The sequence below is a fragment of the Pseudomonas sp. USHLN015 genome, from assembly GCF_037153275.1.
Taxonomy (GTDB): domain Bacteria; phylum Pseudomonadota; class Gammaproteobacteria; order Pseudomonadales; family Pseudomonadaceae; genus Metapseudomonas; species Metapseudomonas tohonis.
This window is the reverse complement of the sequence record NZ_JBBCKP010000008.1, coordinates 40,088-57,752: the sequence shown is the minus strand read 5'-3', so window position 1 is coordinate 57,752 and position 17,665 is coordinate 40,088. Positions and strand designations below refer to the sequence as shown.

Annotated in this window: 17 protein-coding genes; 2 read left to right on the top strand and 15 right to left on the bottom strand. The window is 66.6% G+C overall.

All coding sequences use genetic code 11. From position 1 onward, the window contains the following. Window positions 1-48 precede the first annotated feature (48 nt). The 5 genes from WFQ67_RS17120 to WFQ67_RS17100 all read right to left on the bottom strand — a co-directional run bounded on the left by WFQ67_RS17120 (window position 49) and on the right by WFQ67_RS17100 (window position 5,008). Complete coding sequence (locus WFQ67_RS17120; RefSeq protein WP_442969601.1) at window positions 49-1,038, bottom strand: 3-hydroxybutyryl-CoA dehydrogenase; 990 nt, start codon at window positions 1,036-1,038, stop codon at window positions 49-51. Then, window positions 1,038-2,144, bottom strand: coding sequence for an NAD/NADP-dependent octopine/nopaline dehydrogenase family protein (locus WFQ67_RS17115; RefSeq protein ID WP_213630154.1), 1,107 nt, complete (start codon window positions 2,142-2,144; stop codon window positions 1,038-1,040). Before WFQ67_RS17115 ends, WFQ67_RS17120 begins: the two co-directional genes overlap by 1 nt. A gap of 444 nt (window positions 2,145-2,588) precedes the next feature. Continuing rightward, complete coding sequence (gene catA / locus WFQ67_RS17110; RefSeq protein ID WP_285961744.1) at window positions 2,589-3,518, bottom strand: catechol 1,2-dioxygenase; 930 nt, start codon at window positions 3,516-3,518, stop codon at window positions 2,589-2,591. A gap of 54 nt (window positions 3,519-3,572) precedes the next feature. Continuing rightward, window positions 3,573-3,863, bottom strand: coding sequence for a muconolactone Delta-isomerase (catC, locus tag WFQ67_RS17105; protein ID WP_021217318.1), 291 nt, complete (start codon window positions 3,861-3,863; stop codon window positions 3,573-3,575). Window positions 3,864-3,886: 23 nt separating this feature from the next. Further along, a complete protein-coding gene (locus WFQ67_RS17100; protein WP_337057652.1) occupies window positions 3,887-5,008 on the bottom strand; it encodes a muconate cycloisomerase family protein in 1,122 nt (373 codons plus the stop codon). Between the two features lie 124 nt (window positions 5,009-5,132). On the opposite strand from WFQ67_RS17100, the gene WFQ67_RS17095 reads away from it, so the two are divergent. Beyond that, window positions 5,133-6,014 carry a LysR family transcriptional regulator gene (locus WFQ67_RS17095; protein WP_173178074.1) on the top strand — a complete coding sequence of 294 codons (882 nt, stop codon included), beginning with the start codon at window positions 5,133-5,135 and terminating at the stop codon, window positions 6,012-6,014. A 354-nt stretch (window positions 6,015-6,368) separates the two neighbouring features. On the opposite strand, the gene WFQ67_RS17090 is transcribed toward WFQ67_RS17095, so the two are convergent. The 10 genes from WFQ67_RS17090 to WFQ67_RS17045 form a co-directional block, all read right to left on the bottom strand. Then, window positions 6,369-7,646 carry an OprD family porin gene (locus WFQ67_RS17090; RefSeq protein WP_213630151.1) on the bottom strand — a complete coding sequence of 426 codons (1,278 nt, stop codon included), beginning with the start codon at window positions 7,644-7,646 and terminating at the stop codon, window positions 6,369-6,371. Window positions 7,647-7,927: 281 nt separating this feature from the next. Continuing rightward, the gene (locus tag WFQ67_RS17085) at window positions 7,928-8,428 is read right to left on the bottom strand and encodes a flavin reductase (protein ID WP_337057651.1); all 501 of its coding nucleotides are present in this window, start codon (window positions 8,426-8,428) and stop codon (window positions 7,928-7,930) included. A gap of 18 nt (window positions 8,429-8,446) precedes the next feature. Next, complete coding sequence (locus tag WFQ67_RS17080) at window positions 8,447-9,403, bottom strand: PDR/VanB family oxidoreductase (protein WP_213630149.1); 957 nt, start codon at window positions 9,401-9,403, stop codon at window positions 8,447-8,449. A 77-nt stretch (window positions 9,404-9,480) separates the two neighbouring features. Then, window positions 9,481-10,221, bottom strand: coding sequence for an SDR family NAD(P)-dependent oxidoreductase (locus WFQ67_RS17075; protein ID WP_337057649.1), 741 nt, complete (start codon window positions 10,219-10,221; stop codon window positions 9,481-9,483). Between the two features lie 153 nt (window positions 10,222-10,374). Further along, entirely contained in the window at window positions 10,375-10,851 is a 477-nt protein-coding gene (locus WFQ67_RS17070) for an aromatic-ring-hydroxylating dioxygenase subunit beta (protein ID WP_173178070.1), read from the bottom strand. A gap of 179 nt (window positions 10,852-11,030) precedes the next feature. Then, window positions 11,031-12,305, bottom strand: coding sequence for an aromatic ring-hydroxylating oxygenase subunit alpha (locus tag WFQ67_RS17065; RefSeq protein ID WP_173178069.1), 1,275 nt, complete (start codon window positions 12,303-12,305; stop codon window positions 11,031-11,033). A 137-nt stretch (window positions 12,306-12,442) separates the two neighbouring features. Beyond that, window positions 12,443-12,964 carry a nuclear transport factor 2 family protein gene (locus WFQ67_RS17060; RefSeq protein ID WP_271103042.1) on the bottom strand — a complete coding sequence of 174 codons (522 nt, stop codon included), beginning with the start codon at window positions 12,962-12,964 and terminating at the stop codon, window positions 12,443-12,445. Between the two features lie 5 nt (window positions 12,965-12,969). Further along, window positions 12,970-13,332, bottom strand: coding sequence for a hypothetical protein (locus WFQ67_RS17055; RefSeq protein ID WP_021217328.1), 363 nt, complete (start codon window positions 13,330-13,332; stop codon window positions 12,970-12,972). Between the two features lie 27 nt (window positions 13,333-13,359). Next, window positions 13,360-14,532, bottom strand: coding sequence for an acyl-CoA dehydrogenase family protein (locus WFQ67_RS17050; RefSeq protein WP_337057644.1), 1,173 nt, complete (start codon window positions 14,530-14,532; stop codon window positions 13,360-13,362). A 24-nt stretch (window positions 14,533-14,556) separates the two neighbouring features. Continuing rightward, window positions 14,557-15,669 (bottom strand): amidase, encoded by a 1,113-nt coding sequence (locus WFQ67_RS17045; protein WP_337057642.1) that lies wholly within the window; start codon window positions 15,667-15,669, stop codon window positions 14,557-14,559. A gap of 785 nt (window positions 15,670-16,454) precedes the next feature. Between WFQ67_RS17045 and WFQ67_RS17040 the strand changes: the two genes are divergently transcribed. Then, a complete protein-coding gene (locus WFQ67_RS17040) occupies window positions 16,455-17,606 on the top strand; it encodes an ABC transporter substrate-binding protein (RefSeq protein WP_337057641.1) in 1,152 nt (383 codons plus the stop codon). Window positions 17,607-17,665: the final 59 nt, after the last annotated feature.

Here is a 17,665-nt window from a genome sequence, read left to right as displayed (position 1 = left end):
CCGGCGGGCCCGTGCCCGCCGCCTTGGAACCGGGGCCACGAGGCGCGCTCACGCCTCCTGCAGCGCCCCGTTGAAACGCGGGGCGAGCCCCATCAGGTCGAGCTTGCGGGTGAACTCGCCGAGGCGCCGCAGCTTGTAGGCCTCCACGTCCACGCCCGCGTAGTCGTAGAAACCCTGCCCCTCGCGCAGGCCGTTGCGTCCCTCGTGCATGTTGTCGGCGATCACCTGGGGCGATGCGAAGCGCGGGTCGATGGCGCCGGCCAGGTAGCGCGAGGCGTAGTAGAGGATGTCGCCGCCGCCCCAGTCGATGAACTCCAGCAGGCCCAGCACCGAGAAGCGCAGGCCGAAGCCGACGCGGATCGCCGTGTCGATGTCCTCGGCGCTGGCCACGCCCTCTTCCACCATGCGCGCGGCCTCGTTCATCGCCAGGGCCTGGATGCGCGGCACGATGTAGCCCGCCGCCGGGGCGCAGAGCACCGGCACCTTGCCCACCCGCCGCAGCAACGCCAGCAGGCGCTCGACCACAGCGCCGTCGGTGGCTGCACTGCGGCTCACCTCCACCAGCGGGATCAGGTAGGCGGGGTTGAGCCAGTGGGCGTTGACGAAGCGCCCGGGGTGGCTGACCAGCCCGGCCAGCTCGGTGACCAGGAATGTGGAGGTGGTCGAAGCGATGATGCAGTCCGCGCCGCACTGCCCGCTCAGCCAGGCGAAGCACTCGCGCTTGACCTCCAGCACCTCGGGCACCGCCTCGAACACCAGCTCCGCGCACGCCAGGTCGCCCCGCGCCTGGTCGCGATCGCACAGGCGCACGCGGCCCAGCGCCTCGTCCGCCTGCCCGGGCTCGAGCACGCCGAGGCGCACCAGGGTCTGCAGTTCATTGGCCAGGCCGGCGCGCACCTTGGCGAAGTACAGCCGCTGCTGCTCGGGCTCGCGGGCCTTGATGTCGATGAGGGTCACCGGCAGCCCGGCATGCATGAAGGCCAGGGCGATGCCTTCGCCCATGCGCCCGGCGCCGACCACGGCGATGCGCGCGGCCATCAGTGGATGCCCTCGCGCAGCAGCTCGGCCATCTCCGCGCGGCTGAGGCCGGCCAGGCCCAGGCGTTCCAGGGTGCGGCCCTCGGCATAGAGGTCGAAGCCGGCCACCGCCGAGGCGATGCTCAGCAGGCCCTGGGCGACGGGCATCGGCACGCCGGCCCAGCGGCCGACCGAGACCAGAAAGGACAGGCCCAGGCGGGTGTCTTCGAGCATGTAGCGGTGGCGCTGCAGGTCGATGTCCTCGCGCCAGTCGCCACTGTCGGTGAGCTTGCCGTGGGCGCCACGGCCGTACATCCACTCATCGCCCTCGGTGGTGTTGTAGTGGTCGGCCAGGGGGAAATGTGGCGCCGGGTAGCCGAGGGCCTCACGCAACGCCATGCGCTCGGCATCCAGCGCGGTGGTCACGCGGCGGATGGCCGGCTGGGTGCCTTCGTTGTGGATGTCCCAGGTCTCGAAGTGCTCCAGCGGGGCGGCGTTCATCAGGATCAGCGGCGGGTGGATGATCGGCCCGGCATTCATCAGCGCGCCGGCGAGGCCATCCTCGATCGGCTCGACGCTCGGGTAGGCCTGGCGCAGCAGGGCGAAGGCCGGCTCGGCCAGGCGGCTGGGGAACACCCCGGTGGGCAGGCGCGTGGCGTAGCCGCTGATCACCACGTCCGCCGCGCCATGCTTGCGGGCGAGGTAGGGCAAGGTGCCGGTCTCGGCGAAGGCCACTTCGGCGCGGTTACCGGCCTCGTGCATGGCCTTGGCGAACAGGTAGCTGCCGAAGGTGCCGGGCGGCAGGAACACCACCTGGCCGTCGCGCAGCAACGGGGCCATTTCCGGTGCCAGGCTCTCATGGGTGGTGGACGGCAGCGGGACCACCAGCAGCTCGGCGAAGGCCACGGCTTCGGCCAGGTCGTCGGTCAGGCCGAGGTTGGCGCCCTCGCCGCCCACCGCCACCTGGCGGGTGCCCCGGTAGTCCTTCACGGTGAGGCTGCCGATCGCCGCCAGTTCCTTGAGCGCCACTCCGTCACGCCGCCACAGGCATACGCGATGGCCCTTCTCCGCCAGTTCGATGGCTGCTGCGTAGCAACCGTGTCCACCGCCGATAACGCTGATATTCATGGGTCAAGCTCCTCGTTCAAGAGCCTCGATCCTAGGGGGCCCACCCGCCACCGGCTGCGCGGGATGCGCAAGGAGGATTCGGAATGTGCAACCGATTGCACACCCTGGATTCGACACCGCGTCGTTGATCGGAAAAGGCACGATGCTGCGGCTCACCGTGGGAGCGGCTTCAGCCGCGAAAGGCCCACCGCTGGCACCTGGCTGCCAATGGCCGGATATTCCATCGCGAATGAATTCGCTCCCACGGGGTGGGCAACGGCGTGTGGCTCGACATCGCCGCGTGGATGAAGGAGCGCCATCGTTCCGTGGGTTCCCGCGTTCGCGAGAATGAGGAGTCCCTTTAGCGGCCTGAGCCGGGGCACAAAAAAACCACGCCGGCATGACCACCGGCGTGGTTTAAAACAGCGGGGAAAATCGGGTGAATCCCCGCCGCAACCGGGAGCCTCAGCCTTCCAGGGCGCGGACGCGATCGCGGCGCGCTTCTTCATCCGGCTTGGCGGCGGCCTGCAGCTGGAAGTCGAAGTCGATCTCGGCGAAGCGCCCTTCGATGCCGCGGGCGTCGGCTGCGGCGGCGTCCTCGATGAAGCGCACCTCGGCCACCAGGCCTTCGCGGGTGGCGTAGGCGAAGTCGTCCCACAGGTACTGGTCGCCCGAGAGGTTGATCTGGGTGGTCAGGTGGCGATGGCCGGGGGCGGAGATGAAGAAGTGGATGTGCGCCGGGCGGTTGCCGTGGCGGCCCAGGCTGTCGAGCAGCTCCTGGGTCGGGCCGTCCGGCGGGCAGCCGTAGCCGGAGGGCACGATGCTGCGGGCGCGGTAGCGGCCTTCGCTGTCGGTGATGATGCGGCGGCGCAGGTTGAACTCGGACTGGGTGCTGTCGAAGTAGGAATAGGTGCCATTGGTATTGGCGTGCCACAGGTCGACGGTGGCGCCGGCGATGGGCTGGCCGTCGGCGTCCAGCACCTGGCCCTGGAGGAACAGCACGGTGCCCGGGTCGGTGCCATCGTCCATGCGTGCCTCGCCCTCGGACAGCGGCGCACCGGCCACGTAGAGCGGGCCTTCGATGGTGCGCGGGGTGCCGCCGCTGTAGCCGGCGGCTTCGTCCTGGGCATCCAGCAGCAGGTCGAGGTAATGCTCGACGCCGAGGCCGGCCACCAGCAGGCCGGCTTCCTGGCGGCTGCCCAGGCGGTTGAGGTAGTCAACCGCCTTCCAGAACTCCTCGGTGGTCACGTCCAGGTCCTCGATGATCTTCACGGTGTCGAGGAGGATGCGGTTCACCAGCGCCTTCATGCGCGGGCTGCCCTGGTCGTTGTCGAAGCCGGAGGCTTGCTTGAAGAACTGCTGGACGCTTTCGGTCTGGGAGAGTTTGACAGTCATGGTTGGAACCTCATCTTGTAGTTATTGGCCGGGCTTGGCTGGGCGATGCGGCGATCAGCGATCGTCCTGGTGGATCGACGAAGGGTGGCGGCAGAGCCCGTCGACCTCGATCTCCATGTAGGGGAACAGCGGCAACTGCATCAGGGTGTCATGCAGCTCCTCGACGCTGGCCAGGTCGAACACGCTGTAGTTGGCGTAGTGCCCGGCGATGCGCCACAGGTGGCGCCACTTGCCCTCGCGCTGCAGGCGCTGGGCCAGTTCCTTCTCGTCGGCCTTGAGCTTCGCGGCCTTGTCCGGGTCCATGTCGAGCGGCAGCTTCACGGTCATCTTCACGTGGAACAGCATGCGTGTGTCTCCTTCAGGCGGTATCAGGTGCGACGGAAGCGCGCCAGGCGCTCCTCGTCCAGGGTCAGGCCGAGGCCGGGCAGGCGCGGTACGTGCAGCTGGAAGTCCTCGTAGCGCGGTGGCTCGGTGACGATCTCCTCGGTCAGCAGCAGCGGGCCGAACAGCTCGGTGTCCCAGGCCAGCTCGGCCAGGGTGATGAAGGCGTGGGCGGAGGCCAGGGTGCCGACGCTGCCTTCGAGCATGGTGCCGCCGTAGAGGCCGATCCCGGCCGCCTCGGCGATCGCGGCGGTGCGCAACACGGCGCGCGGGCCGCCGTTCTTGGCGATCTTCAGGGCGAACACCGGGGCCGCGCCTTCACGGGCCAGGTTGAAGGCGTCCTCGACGCACTCGATGGATTCGTCCGCCATGATCGGTGCCGGGCTGCGCAGCGCGAGGCGGGCCTGGCCGGCGCGGTTGTTGCGCGAGATGGGCTGCTCGATCAGGTCGATGCCGTTGTCGCCGAGCACCTGGCAGGCGCGCAGGGCCACGGCCTCGTCCCAGTACTGGTTGACGTCCACGCGCACGCTGGCGCGGTCGCCCAAGGCCTTCTTGATGGCGATGACGTGGCGCAGGTCCTGGTTCACCTCGTTGGCGCCGATCTTCAGCTTGAAGATGCGATGGCGACGCACCTCCAGCATGTGTTCACCCTCGGCGATGTCGCGGGCGGTGTCGCCGCTGGCCAGGGTCCAGGCCACTTCCAGGCTGTCGCGCACGCGGCCGCCGAGCAGCTCGCTCACCGGCAGGCCCAGGCGCTTGCCCTGGGCGTCCAGCAGCGCGGTCTCCACTGCCGAGCGGGCGAAGGTGTTGCCGGTGATGGTGCGGTCGATACGCTGCATCGCGGCATTGACGTTGCTGGCGTCCTGGCCGACCAGCAGCGGCGCGAAGTAGCGGTCGAGGTTGGTCTTGATGCTCTCGGGGCTTTCGTAGCCATAGGCCAGGCCGCCGATGGTGGTGCCTTCGCCGATGCCTTCGATGCCGTCGGCGCAGCGGATGCGCAGGATCACCAGGGTCTGGTTCTGCATGGTGTGCATCGCCAGCTTGTGCGGGCGGATGGTCGGCAGGTCGACGATGATCGCTTCGAGGGACTCGATCGCGGTAGAAATCATTTCAATACCCATCAGGTTCTGTTTTCAATGAACCGGAGCCTAAATCCGCGATTGAACCGGTTCCAATATTGAGTTTGTCTGGCACCATACTCGCCAGGTATAGAACCAGCACCACGGAGATCCCATGGAGCTTCGCCATCTGCGCTACTTCCAGGCACTCGCCGAAACCCTCAACTTCACCCGTGCCGCCGAGCGCCTGCATATCGCCCAGCCACCCTTGAGCCGGCAGATCCAGCAGCTCGAGGAAGAACTCGGCGTCACCCTGCTCGAGCGCGGCCGCCCGTTGCGCCTGACCGAGGCCGGGCGCTTCTTCCATGAGCACTCCAGCGCCCTGCTGGAGCAACTGGCCAAGGTCTGCGACAACACCCGGCGCATCGGCCAGGGCGAGAAGACCTGGCTGGGCATCGGCTTCGCCCCCTCGACCCTCTACGGCGTGCTGCCGGAGCTGATCCGCCGCCTGCGCAGCGACGCCGAGCTGGAGCTGGGCCTCAACGAGATGACCACGCTGCAGCAGGTGGAAGCGCTCAAGGCCGGGCGCATCGACATCGGCTTCGGCCGCATCCACATCGAGGACCCGGCCATCCAGCAGCAGGTGCTGACCCTGGACCCGCTGGTCGCCGCCCTCCCCGCCGGCCACCCGTTGCTGGCCGCCCCGGCGAGTCTCGAGGCCCTCGCTCGCGAGCCCTTCGTGCTCTACCCGGGCAACCCGCGGCCGAGCTACGCCGACCATGTGCTCGCGCTGTTCGCCACCCACGGCTTGCAGATCCGCGTGGCGCAGTGGACCAACGAACTGCAGACCGCCATCGGCCTCGTCGCCGCCGGCATCGGCATCACCCTGGTGCCCGCCTCGGTGCAGCTGCAGCACCGCGACGACATCGGCTACACCCGCCTGCTGGAAGGCAACGCCACCTCGCCGATCATCATCAGCCGCCGCGTCGGCGACAGCTCCCCGGCCTTGGCGGACTGCCTGGCGCTGATCGAGCAACTGGTGACGCAGGACGCCTGAGCACGCAGGCGCATCGCAATAAAAAAGGCCCGCAAAGGAGTGGCCGGGCCGAGGTGAAAACAAAGGGGTTGGTACAGGACGCGGGCTCACTACCCGCACGATCCGTAGGAGCGAGCTCTGCTCGCGAAGCGCCCTCATGCGGGCTCGCAATCCGTGCCTGTCGGGGCCGCCCGCAGCACATAGGATGGACCGTTCGTAGGATGGGTAGAGCGGAGCGAAACCCATGCTGTGTCGGGGCCGCTGCGCATCCCTTGGCGAATGAATTCGCCCCTACGGGTTGGGTCCGGCCCGGGCGCGCGCTTCCGGCCTTTGCAGGAAGCGACGACGCCGGGCCGGTCCTTCATGCCCCGCTCCTCAGAACTTGAAGGTGTAGGTGGTGATCAGGCGGTTCTCCTTGTAGTCCGCCCCCGAGGCCGCGCCGTTGCCGTAGCGGGTCTTGACGTCGATGTTGCGCCACTCGAAGCCGACACCCTTGAGCGGGCCGCTCTGCACCACGTAGCTGAGGAAGATGTTGCGTTCGCTCTCGACGTTCTCGTCCAGCGCGTTGTTGCCCCGGTCGATGCCGGTGCCGCGCATGTAGCGGGTCATCAGCTTGAGGCCGGGCACGCCGTAGCCGGCGAAGTCCAGGTCGTAGCGCAGCTGCCAGGAGCTCTCGTTGGGCTTGACGAAGGCGACGGTGGACCAGTTCACCAGGTACGGCTGCGGCGCATAGCCATTGAGCGTGGGGAAGGTGCTGTCGCCGAGCATGCGCTGGTAGCCGACGCCGATGGCGTGGGCGCCCTTGCGCAGGGTGGTCATGGCCCCGTAGGAACGGTTGTCGATCTCGCCGTAGAGCGCCTTGCCGTCCTCCTTGTTGTCGAAGTAGCGCAGGTCGGTCTTCAGGCCGAAGCCGTCCCCCAGGTCGGCGTTATGGGTCAGCCCGCCGTAGTGCTGCTCGTAGATGTCCTCCAGCTGGCCGTAGAAGTAGGTGGCCGAGAGCGAGGGGCTGAAGGCGTAGGTGGCGCCGCCGAAGTTGAGGCCGTCGCTGCGGCGTTTGATGTCCGGGCCATTGAACAGGTACATCTTCTCCCGGTCGGACGACTCGCGGCCGCTGATCTCGGTGAAGCGCCCGCCGGTGAGGGTGAGCTTGTCGATCTCGCGGGACTCGACCAGGAAGCCGTGGTAGGTGGTGACCAGTTGCCGCGAGTCGTCCATGAAGGCCACCGGCAGCATCGGCCGGTGCTCGCCGATCTTCAGCTCGGTCTTGGAGTACCTGACCTTGGCGGTCAGCGCGGCGCGGCCATAGTCGCGCACCTGCTCACCCTTGCTGTCGTCGTAGGGGATGATGCTGTCCGGGCCACGGCCACCGCCGCCATCCAGGCGATAGGCATATTGCGCGGACAGATCGAGGCCGAACTGAATGGGGCCTTCGGTATAACCGGAGATGGCGCGGAAGTCGAAACCCTGGGTCCAGCTGCCGATACGCGACTTCGGTGCATCGCTCTGCTTGTAATCACGGTCGATATAGAAGTTGCGCAAGCCGAGGCTCACTTGCCGATCATCGATGAAGTCCGCCTGGGCGGTAATCGGCGCGAGCGCACCCATCAGGCTCGCGGCAGCAACGCCGCGGGCCAGCCAGCTTTTCTGAAACATGGGATGTTCCTTTAATACATGTGCAAGGCACTAGAGTGGGAGCAGATTAATTGGCAAATCAGCAAACGCAGGCAGTTAATCCGCAGTGTTGTTTTTATGACCACTTACTGCAAAAAGGCGAAACAGACCCTGTTACCCGAACAGAAGTAACGGGCACCCTCCTTTATTGTTATGTGTTTCATACAGCAGACTTTGCGCGGGAATAACTCGCAAAGTTTCCGGTAACGAGTACCGAAACCTTCAATACCGGGACGTTGCTCGCCCCCGGTCTCCGGCCCGTGTCAGCAGGCCGCCTTGGAAGCGTCGCCGAGGCGGTGGTAGGCGCGGTCGAAGTACACCAGCCCCTCCCGGTTGTCGCCGTGGCGGATACCCAGCACCTCGCAGTAGAAGATGGTGTGCGAGCCCACTTCATGGGCCTGGGCGATGCGGCAGTCGAAGCTCACCAGCGCGCCGTTCAGCAACGGGGCGCCGCTCTCCAGGGTGCTCCAGCTGGCTGCGGCGAAACGCTGCTCGGAATCCAGTTCGCGGTTGGCGAATACCGCCGAGATGTCCTTCAGCTCGGCGCTCAGCACATTGACGCTGAGCACGCCGTTGCTCTTGAAGTGCACGTTGGAGAACGAGGAGCGGTTCATGCACACCAGCAGCGTCGGCGGCTGGTCGGTGACGCTGCACACCGCCGAGGCGGTGAAGCCGAAGCGCCCGGCGGCGCCATTGGTGGTGATGACCGAGACGGCGCCGCCCAGCAGCGCCATCGCATTACGAAATCCCGTGGTGTCGACCATGGTTCTACCCTCCGGTATTCAGATGTCCAGGACCAGCTTCGGGGTCCTGGCGCGCGAGCAGCAGACCAGGATCTGGTCGTTGGCGGCCTTCTCCTCGTCGGTCAGGTAGACGTCGCGGTGGTCCGGTTCGCCTTCCAGCACGTCGCACAGGCAGGTGCCGCAGACGCCCTGCTCGCAGGAGATCTCCACCTTGATGCCGACGGTCGCCAGGGCTTCGAGGATGCTCTGCCCCTGGGCCACCTGCACCGTCTTGCCGCTGCGCGCGGCGACCACTTCGAAGGCATCGCCACTGGCGTCGACCTCGACCTGGAAGTACTCGCGGTGGATGTTGGCCTCGGCGTAGCCCGCCTCGCGCGCCGCGCCGATCACCCAGTCCATGAACCCGGCCGGGCCGCATACGTAGACGTGCACGTCGGCCCGGGGCGTGCCCAGCACGCGCGGCAGGTCGAGCTTCTGCGCCGGCTCATCGTCGAAATGGGTCTGCACGCGCCCGGCGAAGGGTGCGGCGGCCAGCTCGTCGAGAAAAGCGGTGCGGCTGCGCGAACGGCCACAGTAGTGCAGTTCGAACTCGCTGCCGGCAGCCTGCAGTGCATGGGCCATGGCGATCATCGGGGTGATGCCGATGCCGCCACCGATGAGGATCGAACGGCGCGCATCGGTGGCCAGCGGGAACAGGTTGCGCGGGGTGCTGATCTGCACCTCGGTGCCTTCCAGCAGGCTGTCATGCACGCCCAGGGAGCCCCCGCGCGAGGCCGGGTCCTTGAGCACGCCAAGGCGATAGAGGCTGGAGTCGGCCGGATCACTGCACAGCGAGTACTGGCGCACCAGGCCGGGGGCGACGTGGATGTCCACGTGGGCCCCGGCTTCGAAGGCAGGAAGCGTCGTGCCGCCGACGGGAAGCAGGTCGAGGACGACGACGCCGTCGCCCTGCAACTGGCGCTTGTGCACCACGACCTTGAGGAGTTGTTCTGTCATCTCGGGTTCACCCGCATTGCACGTCATGGAAAGAAGGCGGCCGTTCGGCGGCCGTCGCATCGTTGTTCGGTTGCGCCTCAGCGCATGTACAGGCCGCCGTTCACGTCCCAGGTGGCGCCGGTGGTGAAGTAGGCTTCCGGCCGCGTCAGCTGCACGACCAGGTCGCCGACGAAATCCGCATCGCCCAGGCGCCTGACCGGGATATTGGCCAGCAGCCCCTCCATGCGCTCCGGCGGGATCGCCGCGCGCACCGCCGGGGATTCGATGGGCCCCGGGGCGATGGCGTTGACGGTGACGCCGCTGGCCGCCAGCTCCTTGGCGAAGACCTTGGTCAGGGTGACGATGGCGCCCTTGGAAGCGGCGTAATGCGCGCCGGTGGCGGTGCCGCCGTTCTGCCCGGCCAGGGACGCCAGGTTGACGATGCGCCCGTAGCCGGCCGCCGCCATGTGCGCGCCGAACACCTGGCAGCCGACGAACACGCTGCGGGTGTTGAGGCTCAGCACCCGGTCGAACTCCTCGGGGCTGATCTGCATCACCGGCGTCGTCAGGGTCATCGCGGCGTTGTTGACCACTGCGTGCAACGCGCCGAAGCGCTCAAGGGTCGCACCCAGCGCCGCCTCGAAATCGGCCTTGCTGGCCACGTCGAGCTGCAGCGCCAGGCTGCGCTGGCCACCCGGGTCGAGGCGATCGGCGGCGGCCTGGGCGCGTTCCAGCGACAGGTCGGTGATCACCACCGAATGGCCGGCGGCGAACAGTCGGCCGGCGATGGCGAAACCCAGGCCCTGGGCGGCGCCGGTGACGAGTGCGATCTGGGTCATTTCAAGCTCCCAAGGGTCTGCTCATGGGCTCGCGAGCTAGAGCGAGACAAGGAAGCAATGGCTGAGAGAGCGGAATTTACGTGCTGTAAATGAGCATCTCGAAGCCATTGATGACGCCGTATCGCCGACGCGCAGCAGCTCATGGGCAGACCCTCACAGGATGTAGCCGATACCGGCAAGGGTATCGGTGGAGTTGATGAGTTGAATCAGCTTGCGCTGGATGCGGAAGCCCTCGCCTTCGCGCTGGAGCTCGAAGGTGATGTCGGCGGTGTAGTGCTTGAGCACGTCCTTGCGGAACTCCCGCAGGTTCTGTGCACAGCGCACGGTGACCACGCCGTCCTCGTCGCCCAGCACGCGGAAGCGCGACAGGGCGCGCACGGTGCGGGCGCGCGGGCTGGTGGAGATGGATTCGCCACCGATCAGGCGCTGCACGCGCAGCTTGCGCATGTGATGGTCGTCGTAGGCGTAGTTGAGGGTGTTCTCGAAGTCGGTCTCGTTGGGGTCGATGGGGATGATGTAGGTCCCCTTGTCGGCCCAGAGGTCCAGCCAGGCGTCGAATTCGCCGTGGTCGAGCATGTCCGCTTCCTGCCAGATGAAGGCGCTGACGTGGTTGAGCAATTCAAGGTTCATGTTCGGTCTCTCAAGTAGTGCGTCGAGCAGCAGTGCCGTCACTTGTTTCGCTCACAGGAATGGGGTTCTCCCCATTCCGTAGGAGCGAGCTCTGCTCGCGAAGCTTTCGTGGCGTCCGTGTTCGCGAGCAGAGCTCGCTCCTACCGGCATGTGCCATCCGGGTTGGATATCGATCCGCCCTAGGCCGACATCATCTTTTTCCACTGCTGGTAGGCGGCGCGCATGCCGGTCTCGGCACTCACGTCGCTGACCCGCCCGTCCTCGCTGGGCTTCTCGCCCGGCAGGCCGCGGTTGAGCATGATCCACAGGTCGGTGCCGGCCTGGGCACCCTTCTGCACGCGCTCCCAGGCCTCGGAATCGTCCGGGGTGCCGAAGCCCATCGGGCCCTGGAAGTGCTCGTGCAGGCGCAGGCGGTAGCGGTTGGCCACGGCCGGGCCGCCGTCCATGGTGATCACCGCGTGGTGGATCTCGGTCTCGTTCACCGAGATCGGCTGCAGCACGCGGAAGAAGGCCATGGAGCAGGCGACGTTGGGGAACAGGTTGAGGTTGAAGCCCGAGCCGCCGACGGCGCGGACGATGCGGCGCACCTGCTGCTCGTCGATGCCTTCGCCGCGCAGCTCATCGGCCAGGGCCTCGAATCGCTCGGGGATGGGTTTGTCGAGGTCGGCCTCGAGGTCGATCAGGTCCGGGATCATCACCATCACGCTGTGGCCGTTGCCCAGGTCCTCGACATAGCCCGGGCCCTTCACGAAGTCGAAGAGCTCCAGGGTCTGCTCGTCCACCGAGGACAGGAACGACTTGTGCACCAGCGGGAAGTGGTAGGCGTCGGTGGTGTTCTCCAGCTGGATCTTCCAGTTGCCGGGGAAGCGGAAGCGGTGCTCGCCGGAGACCTTCACGCCGTAGCCGGCGCCCTGCTTCATGAACAGGTCGATCCACTTCTTCGCAGGACCAAGGAAGTCCACCAGCGGCTCGATGTCGTCCTTGAAGGTGGCGAAGATCATGCCGTTGTACTGCTCGACGCGCAGGCTCACCAGGGGCAGCTCGCCCTTGTCCAGGCAGTCGGCGTAGCTCTCCGGGTGCGGCACGCCGCGCAGGCTGCCGTCCAGGCCGTAGCTCCAGCCGTGGTAGGGGCAGACGAAGCTGTTGGCCTTGCCCTTCTTGTGCTCGCAGACGGTGGCGCCACGGTGGCGGCAGCGGTTGAGCAGCACGTGCACGTCCTTCTTGCGGTCACGCACCACGATCACCGGCTGCTTGCCGATGTAGGTGCTCTTGTAGCTGCCGCTGTCGGGGATCTCGCTGGCGTGGGCGACCCAGATCCAGGTGCTGTAGAACACCTTCTCCAGCTCCTCGTCGAAGATGCGCCCGTCGGTGTAGAGCGAGGTGTGCACGCGGTCATGCAGTACCAGGTCGGCCGGGGTGGCGGCCAGGTTCACGGTTTCGATCAGGTTGGTCACGATCACTCCTCGTCGGCGCTGGGTGCCGACTTGATTTTTCTCGCCGTGCCGGCAAGTCGGAGCTTCCGGTCGGCGCGATCTTTGTAGGGTGGGCTTCAGCCCACGTCTGGCCTTTCTGTGGTGGGCTGAAGCCCACCCTACGTCTGTTGGTTCTTGCCCGGCACCGGCAGGTGCGCGGCGCTGTTCCAGGTATCCACCGGGCGGCTGAACAGGTTCTCGGTCTGGAAGTGCGCCATGCGCCAGGTGCCCTCCTCCTCGCGGAACTCCACCGTCAGGCGCGCCGCATTGAGGTGCGAGCCGCCGGCGGCGAAGGTCGAGGTCTGCAACATCACCCAGCTGCCGGTCGCCACGCCGCCCTCCACGCGGATCAGTTCCGAGCAGAGGAAATGCACGTTGAGGGCGAAGTGCGCGGGCTCGACCATGTAGGTGGCGAACATCGCGGCGATGGCCTCGCGGCCCCGGTAGCCGCCGAAGCTCTTGGCGTACTTCGCCCCCTTGCCTTCCCATACCGCATCCGTGGTGAACAACCCGGCCAGCTCGTCGAGCGGGGTGCTGGCATCCAGCGCATCGCACAGCACCATGTAGCGGTTCATGCAGGCGCGTATGGCGTTCTCGCTTTCCAGCTGGCGCAGGCGCGCCTCCAGGGCTTCGGTCGGCATGGCGGTCACGCGCGCTGGATGATCAGTTCGCGGCCGGTGCGGGCCTCGACCTTGCAGTAGCGCCACAGCTTGTAGGGGCCGGTGCCCACGGCGGTGGTGCGGAACAGGTTGCAGGCGGCGTGCACGGTCTCGATGTCCGGCACGTCGGCCAGCAGGTAGGTGGTCCAGGGGTAGCCGGTGGACGGGCCGACCATGCTCTGGTCGTCGTCCATGTTGCCGAACACGGTCACGCCGGGCAGGTCGTGGATGCCGTTCCACATGGCGCTGAACGCGGCCCAGACTTCCAGCTGCTCTTCGCGCGGGGCGTCGAAGAAGTTCTGGTTGATTCCCATGCAGAACAACACACGCAGGGCTTTTTTCTCGCTCATCACAATCACCGATCAGTCAGTTGGAATTCACAGGTAGCCGGGCAGCGGCTTGTTGCCGAAGAAGATCGCGCCGGCGTTCTGGTAGGTCATGTCACCCATGAAGGCGTGCTGGGTGATCACCAGGGTGTCGTTGACGAAACGCGACAGCGGGTTTTCGCGGTACACGCCGCTCATGCCGGACAGCATCTGCGCGCTGCGCGCCACCTCGGCGGACACGCGGGTCGCATGGGTCGAGGACAGGCGCAGCAGGTTGGTCTGCTCCACCGACACCGCGTCGCCGGCGAGGATGCTGGCCCAGGCACTTTCCATCGCCTCGTAGAACCAGGCGCGGGCGGCACGCAGCTCGGCTTCGGCCTTGGCCACCTGCATCTGCGCCAGGGGGCGGTCGGAGAGCGCCGGGGCGCCGGTCACCGAGAATCGGCCGCTGGCCATGCCGCTGAGGTAGTCCAGCGCGGCGCGGGCGACACCAAGCCCGACCACGGACAGCACCTGGGTGGCGAAGGACAGCGACGGGTAGCGGAACATCGGCTCATCGAGGTTGGCCGGGCCGCCGCGGACGAAGGTCCAGTCCTCGGGCACCACCACGCCGTCGATCACCACGTCGTGGCTGCCGGTGCCGATCAGGCCCACCACGTCCCAGGTTTCCTCGATCTTCACCTTGTCCCGCGGCATCACCGCCAGGCGCGGCAGGCCGAGCATCTCGCCGTTCTTCGGGGCGATGCCGACGCCGATCAGCGAGGCGCCCATGCAGCCGCTGGAGAACTTCCAGCGACCGTTCACTTCCAGCCCGCCCTCGACGAAGGTGGCCGGTTGCGGCGGGAAGATGCCGCCGGCGAAGACCACGTCCGGGCCGTTGGCGTAGACCTTCTCCAGGGTCGCCACCGGCAGCGAGGCCAGGTACACCGGGTTCATGCCGAAGCTCGCCACCCAGCCGGCGGAGCCGTCGGCGATGGAGATGTCTTCGATCATCTGGCAGAACTCCATCGGCGAGCGCTCATCGCCACCGAAGCGCTTGGGCACCAGGGCGCGGTACACGCCCAACGCCTTGAAGCGCTCGATGATGTCCTGGGAGATGTATTTCTGCCGGTCGAATTCCTCGCTCCGGGCGCGCTCGCGGATCTCGGCGAGCAGCGCCTGGAACGCGTCGTTGGCGGTGATCGACACGGGGCGCTGGTAGTCCAGCTCGCTTAGCGAAGACATGGTGTGCTCCAGGGTTGGCATGGGTTAGGGCTCCAGGCGCCGGACCAGCTCGCGGGCGACTGCGCAAAGCAGCTCGTCCGCGCCCTTGGCGGCGATCAGTTGCAGGCCCACCGGCAGTTGCGAGGCGCCCACCAGGGGGATGCTCAGCGCGGGGTGGCCGGTGAGGTTGAAGGGCCGTACGAAGGCGGTCATGCCGATCACCGCGCGGGTGTCGGCGGCATCGGCGGTCGGCAGCGGGTAGTCGGGCATGGTCGGCATGGCGAGGATCGGGCACTGCGCCAGGGCTGCATCCACCTCGGCGGTGAAGGCCTCGCGGCAGGCCTCGGCTGCCGCCAGCGCCTCGTCGGTGGTGGTGCCGGCGGCTTCCAGGCGGCCGGCGATATCGGCGCCGACCTTGCCGCTGGCCAGCAGGTGCTGGCAGGCGTTCCAGGTCTCGCGGTTGATCACCGTGAGGCCGGCGTCATAGGCGGCGCGCATGCCCGGCAAGGGCAGCGTCTGCAGGGGGAAATCCGCGGCGGCCAGGGCCGCATCGACGGCGAACTGCACTTCGTCCAGCGCCTGCACCGGCACCACGCCGATGCGCACGCCCTCTATAGAGGGCAGCGGGCCGAAACCGGGGGCGATCAGGCCCATGGCCTCGATCAGCATGTCCATGTCACGGGCGAAGGGCCCGACGCAATCGAGTGTCGACCGTTCCGGCATCACGCCCCGACGGCTCACGCGGCCGAAGCTGGGCTTGAGGCCGAACACGCCGCAGCAGGCGGCGGGGATGCGCACCGAGCCACCGGTGTCGGTGCCCAGCGAGAAGTCGCATAGCCCGGCGGCCACCGCCACGGCGGAGCCACTGGAGGAGCCACCGGGAATGCGCCCGGGATAAAGAGGGTTGTCCGGCGTGCCGGTCCAGGCATTGATCCCGGTGGTGCCGAAGGCCAGCTCATGGAGGCTGGTCTTGCCGATGATGCGGCAGCCGCCATCGAGCAGTGCCTGGATCACATCGGCGTTGCGGGTGGCGTCGGGGGCTTCTTCCAAAGCACGACTGGAAGCGCGGGTCGGGTAGCCGGCGATGTCGATGGTGTCCTTCACCATCACGGTCCTGCCGGACCCTCCCAACTGCAGTTTCTCGACGACTGTCGCCATGCCTTCACCTGTATTCGAGTTGTTCGCGCTGTGCGCTTTCAGGGAAGCCTTCTGCCTGCCTGAGCAAGTGAACGCTTAAATCTAAAATCGGAATATTTACGTGAAATGTCAATTGAATTTTGGCAAATAAATCCGTGTGTAGATTCGGTGCATTTTTCTCTATTTCGCACCCTTTCCGTGCATTTCAGTAACAACGACAAAAATGGATATTTCACCCATAAATTATATTTTTATTGTTTATTTTCAATAGTTTAAATAATTAATGAGAAACACAATCATTCAGAAAGGTGTTCCCGCGCCCTGTTCGACGGCCCTACATAAAGCCCTTGGGAAAAGAATTTTCAGCCCCTGAAATCAGGCCAAAAACGCCATCAAAAATCAGGTGTTTTTATTCTGAAAAAACGAGATTTTTTGGTCAGGAAAACGACTTTCCGGAAGCCGTATTGATCCAGATCAATGCCTTGTCGCCTGCGGGATCGGAGCGCATCGGCAGCGGTGCGCGAGTGGCCACGAGAACCCCGACGCCAACCCCTCGCCCAGCACCCGCAGACGAGGTGCCGAAACACCCCCTGCACGACGGCATCGCAACGGGGTAACGATTTTTCCTGGCATGCAACCTGCTATCGCCCTACACGCCAATCGGCCCTCCATGGGCTCGACGGCGCCGCCCTGCCCTCGGCAGCGTGCAGCGCACGGGCATCACAACAAGAAGGACCACGGGCCCGCCACGCGGCACCCCGTCGGACAACCGCCCCGTATCGCCTTGCAACTCTTCGGAGAAAGTCATGCTCTTCAAGAAAGCTGTGTCCACGTTGCTCCTGAGTGCCGCCTGCGCCTCCCTTGCGCAGGCCGACGTCAAAGTCGGCGTCATCACCTCCTCCACCGGCCCCATCGCCCTGGTGGGCCTGCCGCAGAAGAACAGCGTGCCGCTGCTGCCGACCCAGGCGGGCGACCAGCAGGTGAAGTACATCGCCCTGGATGACGGCAGCGACCCGACCGCCACGGTCAAGGCGCTGAAGAAGCTGATCAGCGAGGAGAACGTCGACGCCATCATCGGCCCGAGCGGCTCGCCCAACGCCATGGGCGTGATCCAGTTCGCCGCCGAGGCCGGCGTACCGCTGCTGGCGCCGGTGGGCACCGCCGCCGTGGTGCTGCCGATGAACGAGCAGAAGAAATGGGTGTTCAAGACCACCCAGAACGACGACCTGATCGCCAAGGCCCTGGTGGACGACATGGTCGCCAAGGGCGTGAAGACCCTGGGCTTCATCGGCACCGCCGACCCCTATGGCGAGAACTGGTCCAAGGTGATGGGCGCGATGGCCGCCGAGCACGGCATCAAGGTGGTCGCCAACGAACGCTTCCAGCGCCAGGACACCTCGGTCACCGGGCAGAGCCTCAAGGTGCTGGCCGCGCGCCCCGACGCGGTCCTGGTCGCCGCGCCCGGCAGCTCTGCAGTGATGCCGCAGACCACCCTGTTCGACCAGGGCTACCGCGGGCAGATGTACCAGACCCACGGCGCCGCCCTGCCCGACTTCCTCAAGCTCGGCGGCAAGAAGGTCGAGGGCACCATCCTCGCCGCCAGCCTGATGCTGGTGCTGGACGAAGTGCCGGACAGCCACCCCTCGAAGAAGGTCGCCGCCGACTACATCGCCGCCTACGAGAAGCTCAATGGCAGCAAGCCGGCAACCTTCGGCGCCAACACCTTCGACGCCGGCCTGCTGCTGCAGAACGCCATCCCCGTGGCCGCCGCCAAGGCCGCGCCGGGTACGCCGGAGTTCCGCGCGGCGCTGCGTGACGCGCTGGAGCAGAGCCACGAGCTGGCCGCCACCCAGGGCGTCTACAACATGACGCCCGAGGACCACAGCGGCTTCGACGAACGCGGCCGCGAGCTGATCCAGGTGAAGAACGGCAACTGGACGCTGCTGCGCGGCAACTGATCGCGAGCACGGGCTCCGCCTGGTGGACAGCGCTTTTCTGTCCACCAGGCGGAGCCCGG

Bases quoted from the DNA above. Each gene is read 5' to 3' on its own strand.
- WFQ67_RS17120 (WP_442969601.1), bottom strand. From the start codon at position 1,038: ATGGCCGCGCGCATCGCCGTGGTCGGCGCCGGGCGCATGGGCGAAGGC.
- WFQ67_RS17115 (WP_213630154.1), bottom strand. From the start codon at position 2,144: ATGAATATCAGCGTTATCGGCGGTGGACACGGTTGCTACGCAGCAGCC.
- catA (WP_285961744.1), bottom strand. From the start codon at position 3,518: ATGACTGTCAAACTCTCCCAGACCGAAAGCGTCCAGCAGTTCTTCAAG.
- catC (WP_021217318.1), bottom strand. From the start codon at position 3,863: ATGCTGTTCCACGTGAAGATGACCGTGAAGCTGCCGCTCGACATGGAC.
- WFQ67_RS17100 (WP_337057652.1), bottom strand. From the start codon at position 5,008: ATGATTTCTACCGCGATCGAGTCCCTCGAAGCGATCATCGTCGACCTG.
- WFQ67_RS17095 (WP_173178074.1), top strand. From the start codon at position 5,133: ATGGAGCTTCGCCATCTGCGCTACTTCCAGGCACTCGCCGAAACCCTC.
- WFQ67_RS17090 (WP_213630151.1), bottom strand. From the start codon at position 7,646: ATGTTTCAGAAAAGCTGGCTGGCCCGCGGCGTTGCTGCCGCGAGCCTG.
- WFQ67_RS17085 (WP_337057651.1), bottom strand. From the start codon at position 8,428: ATGGTCGACACCACGGGATTTCGTAATGCGATGGCGCTGCTGGGCGGC.
- WFQ67_RS17080 (WP_213630149.1), bottom strand. From the start codon at position 9,403: ATGACAGAACAACTCCTCAAGGTCGTGGTGCACAAGCGCCAGTTGCAG.
- WFQ67_RS17075 (WP_337057649.1), bottom strand. From the start codon at position 10,221: ATGACCCAGATCGCACTCGTCACCGGCGCCGCCCAGGGCCTGGGTTTC.
- WFQ67_RS17070 (WP_173178070.1), bottom strand. From the start codon at position 10,851: ATGAACCTTGAATTGCTCAACCACGTCAGCGCCTTCATCTGGCAGGAA.
- WFQ67_RS17060 (WP_271103042.1), bottom strand. From the start codon at position 12,964: ATGCCGACCGAAGCCCTGGAGGCGCGCCTGCGCCAGCTGGAAAGCGAG.
- WFQ67_RS17055 (WP_021217328.1), bottom strand. From the start codon at position 13,332: ATGAGCGAGAAAAAAGCCCTGCGTGTGTTGTTCTGCATGGGAATCAAC.
- WFQ67_RS17050 (WP_337057644.1), bottom strand. From the start codon at position 14,532: ATGTCTTCGCTAAGCGAGCTGGACTACCAGCGCCCCGTGTCGATCACC.
- WFQ67_RS17045 (WP_337057642.1), bottom strand. From the start codon at position 15,669: ATGGCGACAGTCGTCGAGAAACTGCAGTTGGGAGGGTCCGGCAGGACC.
- WFQ67_RS17040 (WP_337057641.1), top strand. From the start codon at position 16,455: ATGCTCTTCAAGAAAGCTGTGTCCACGTTGCTCCTGAGTGCCGCCTGC.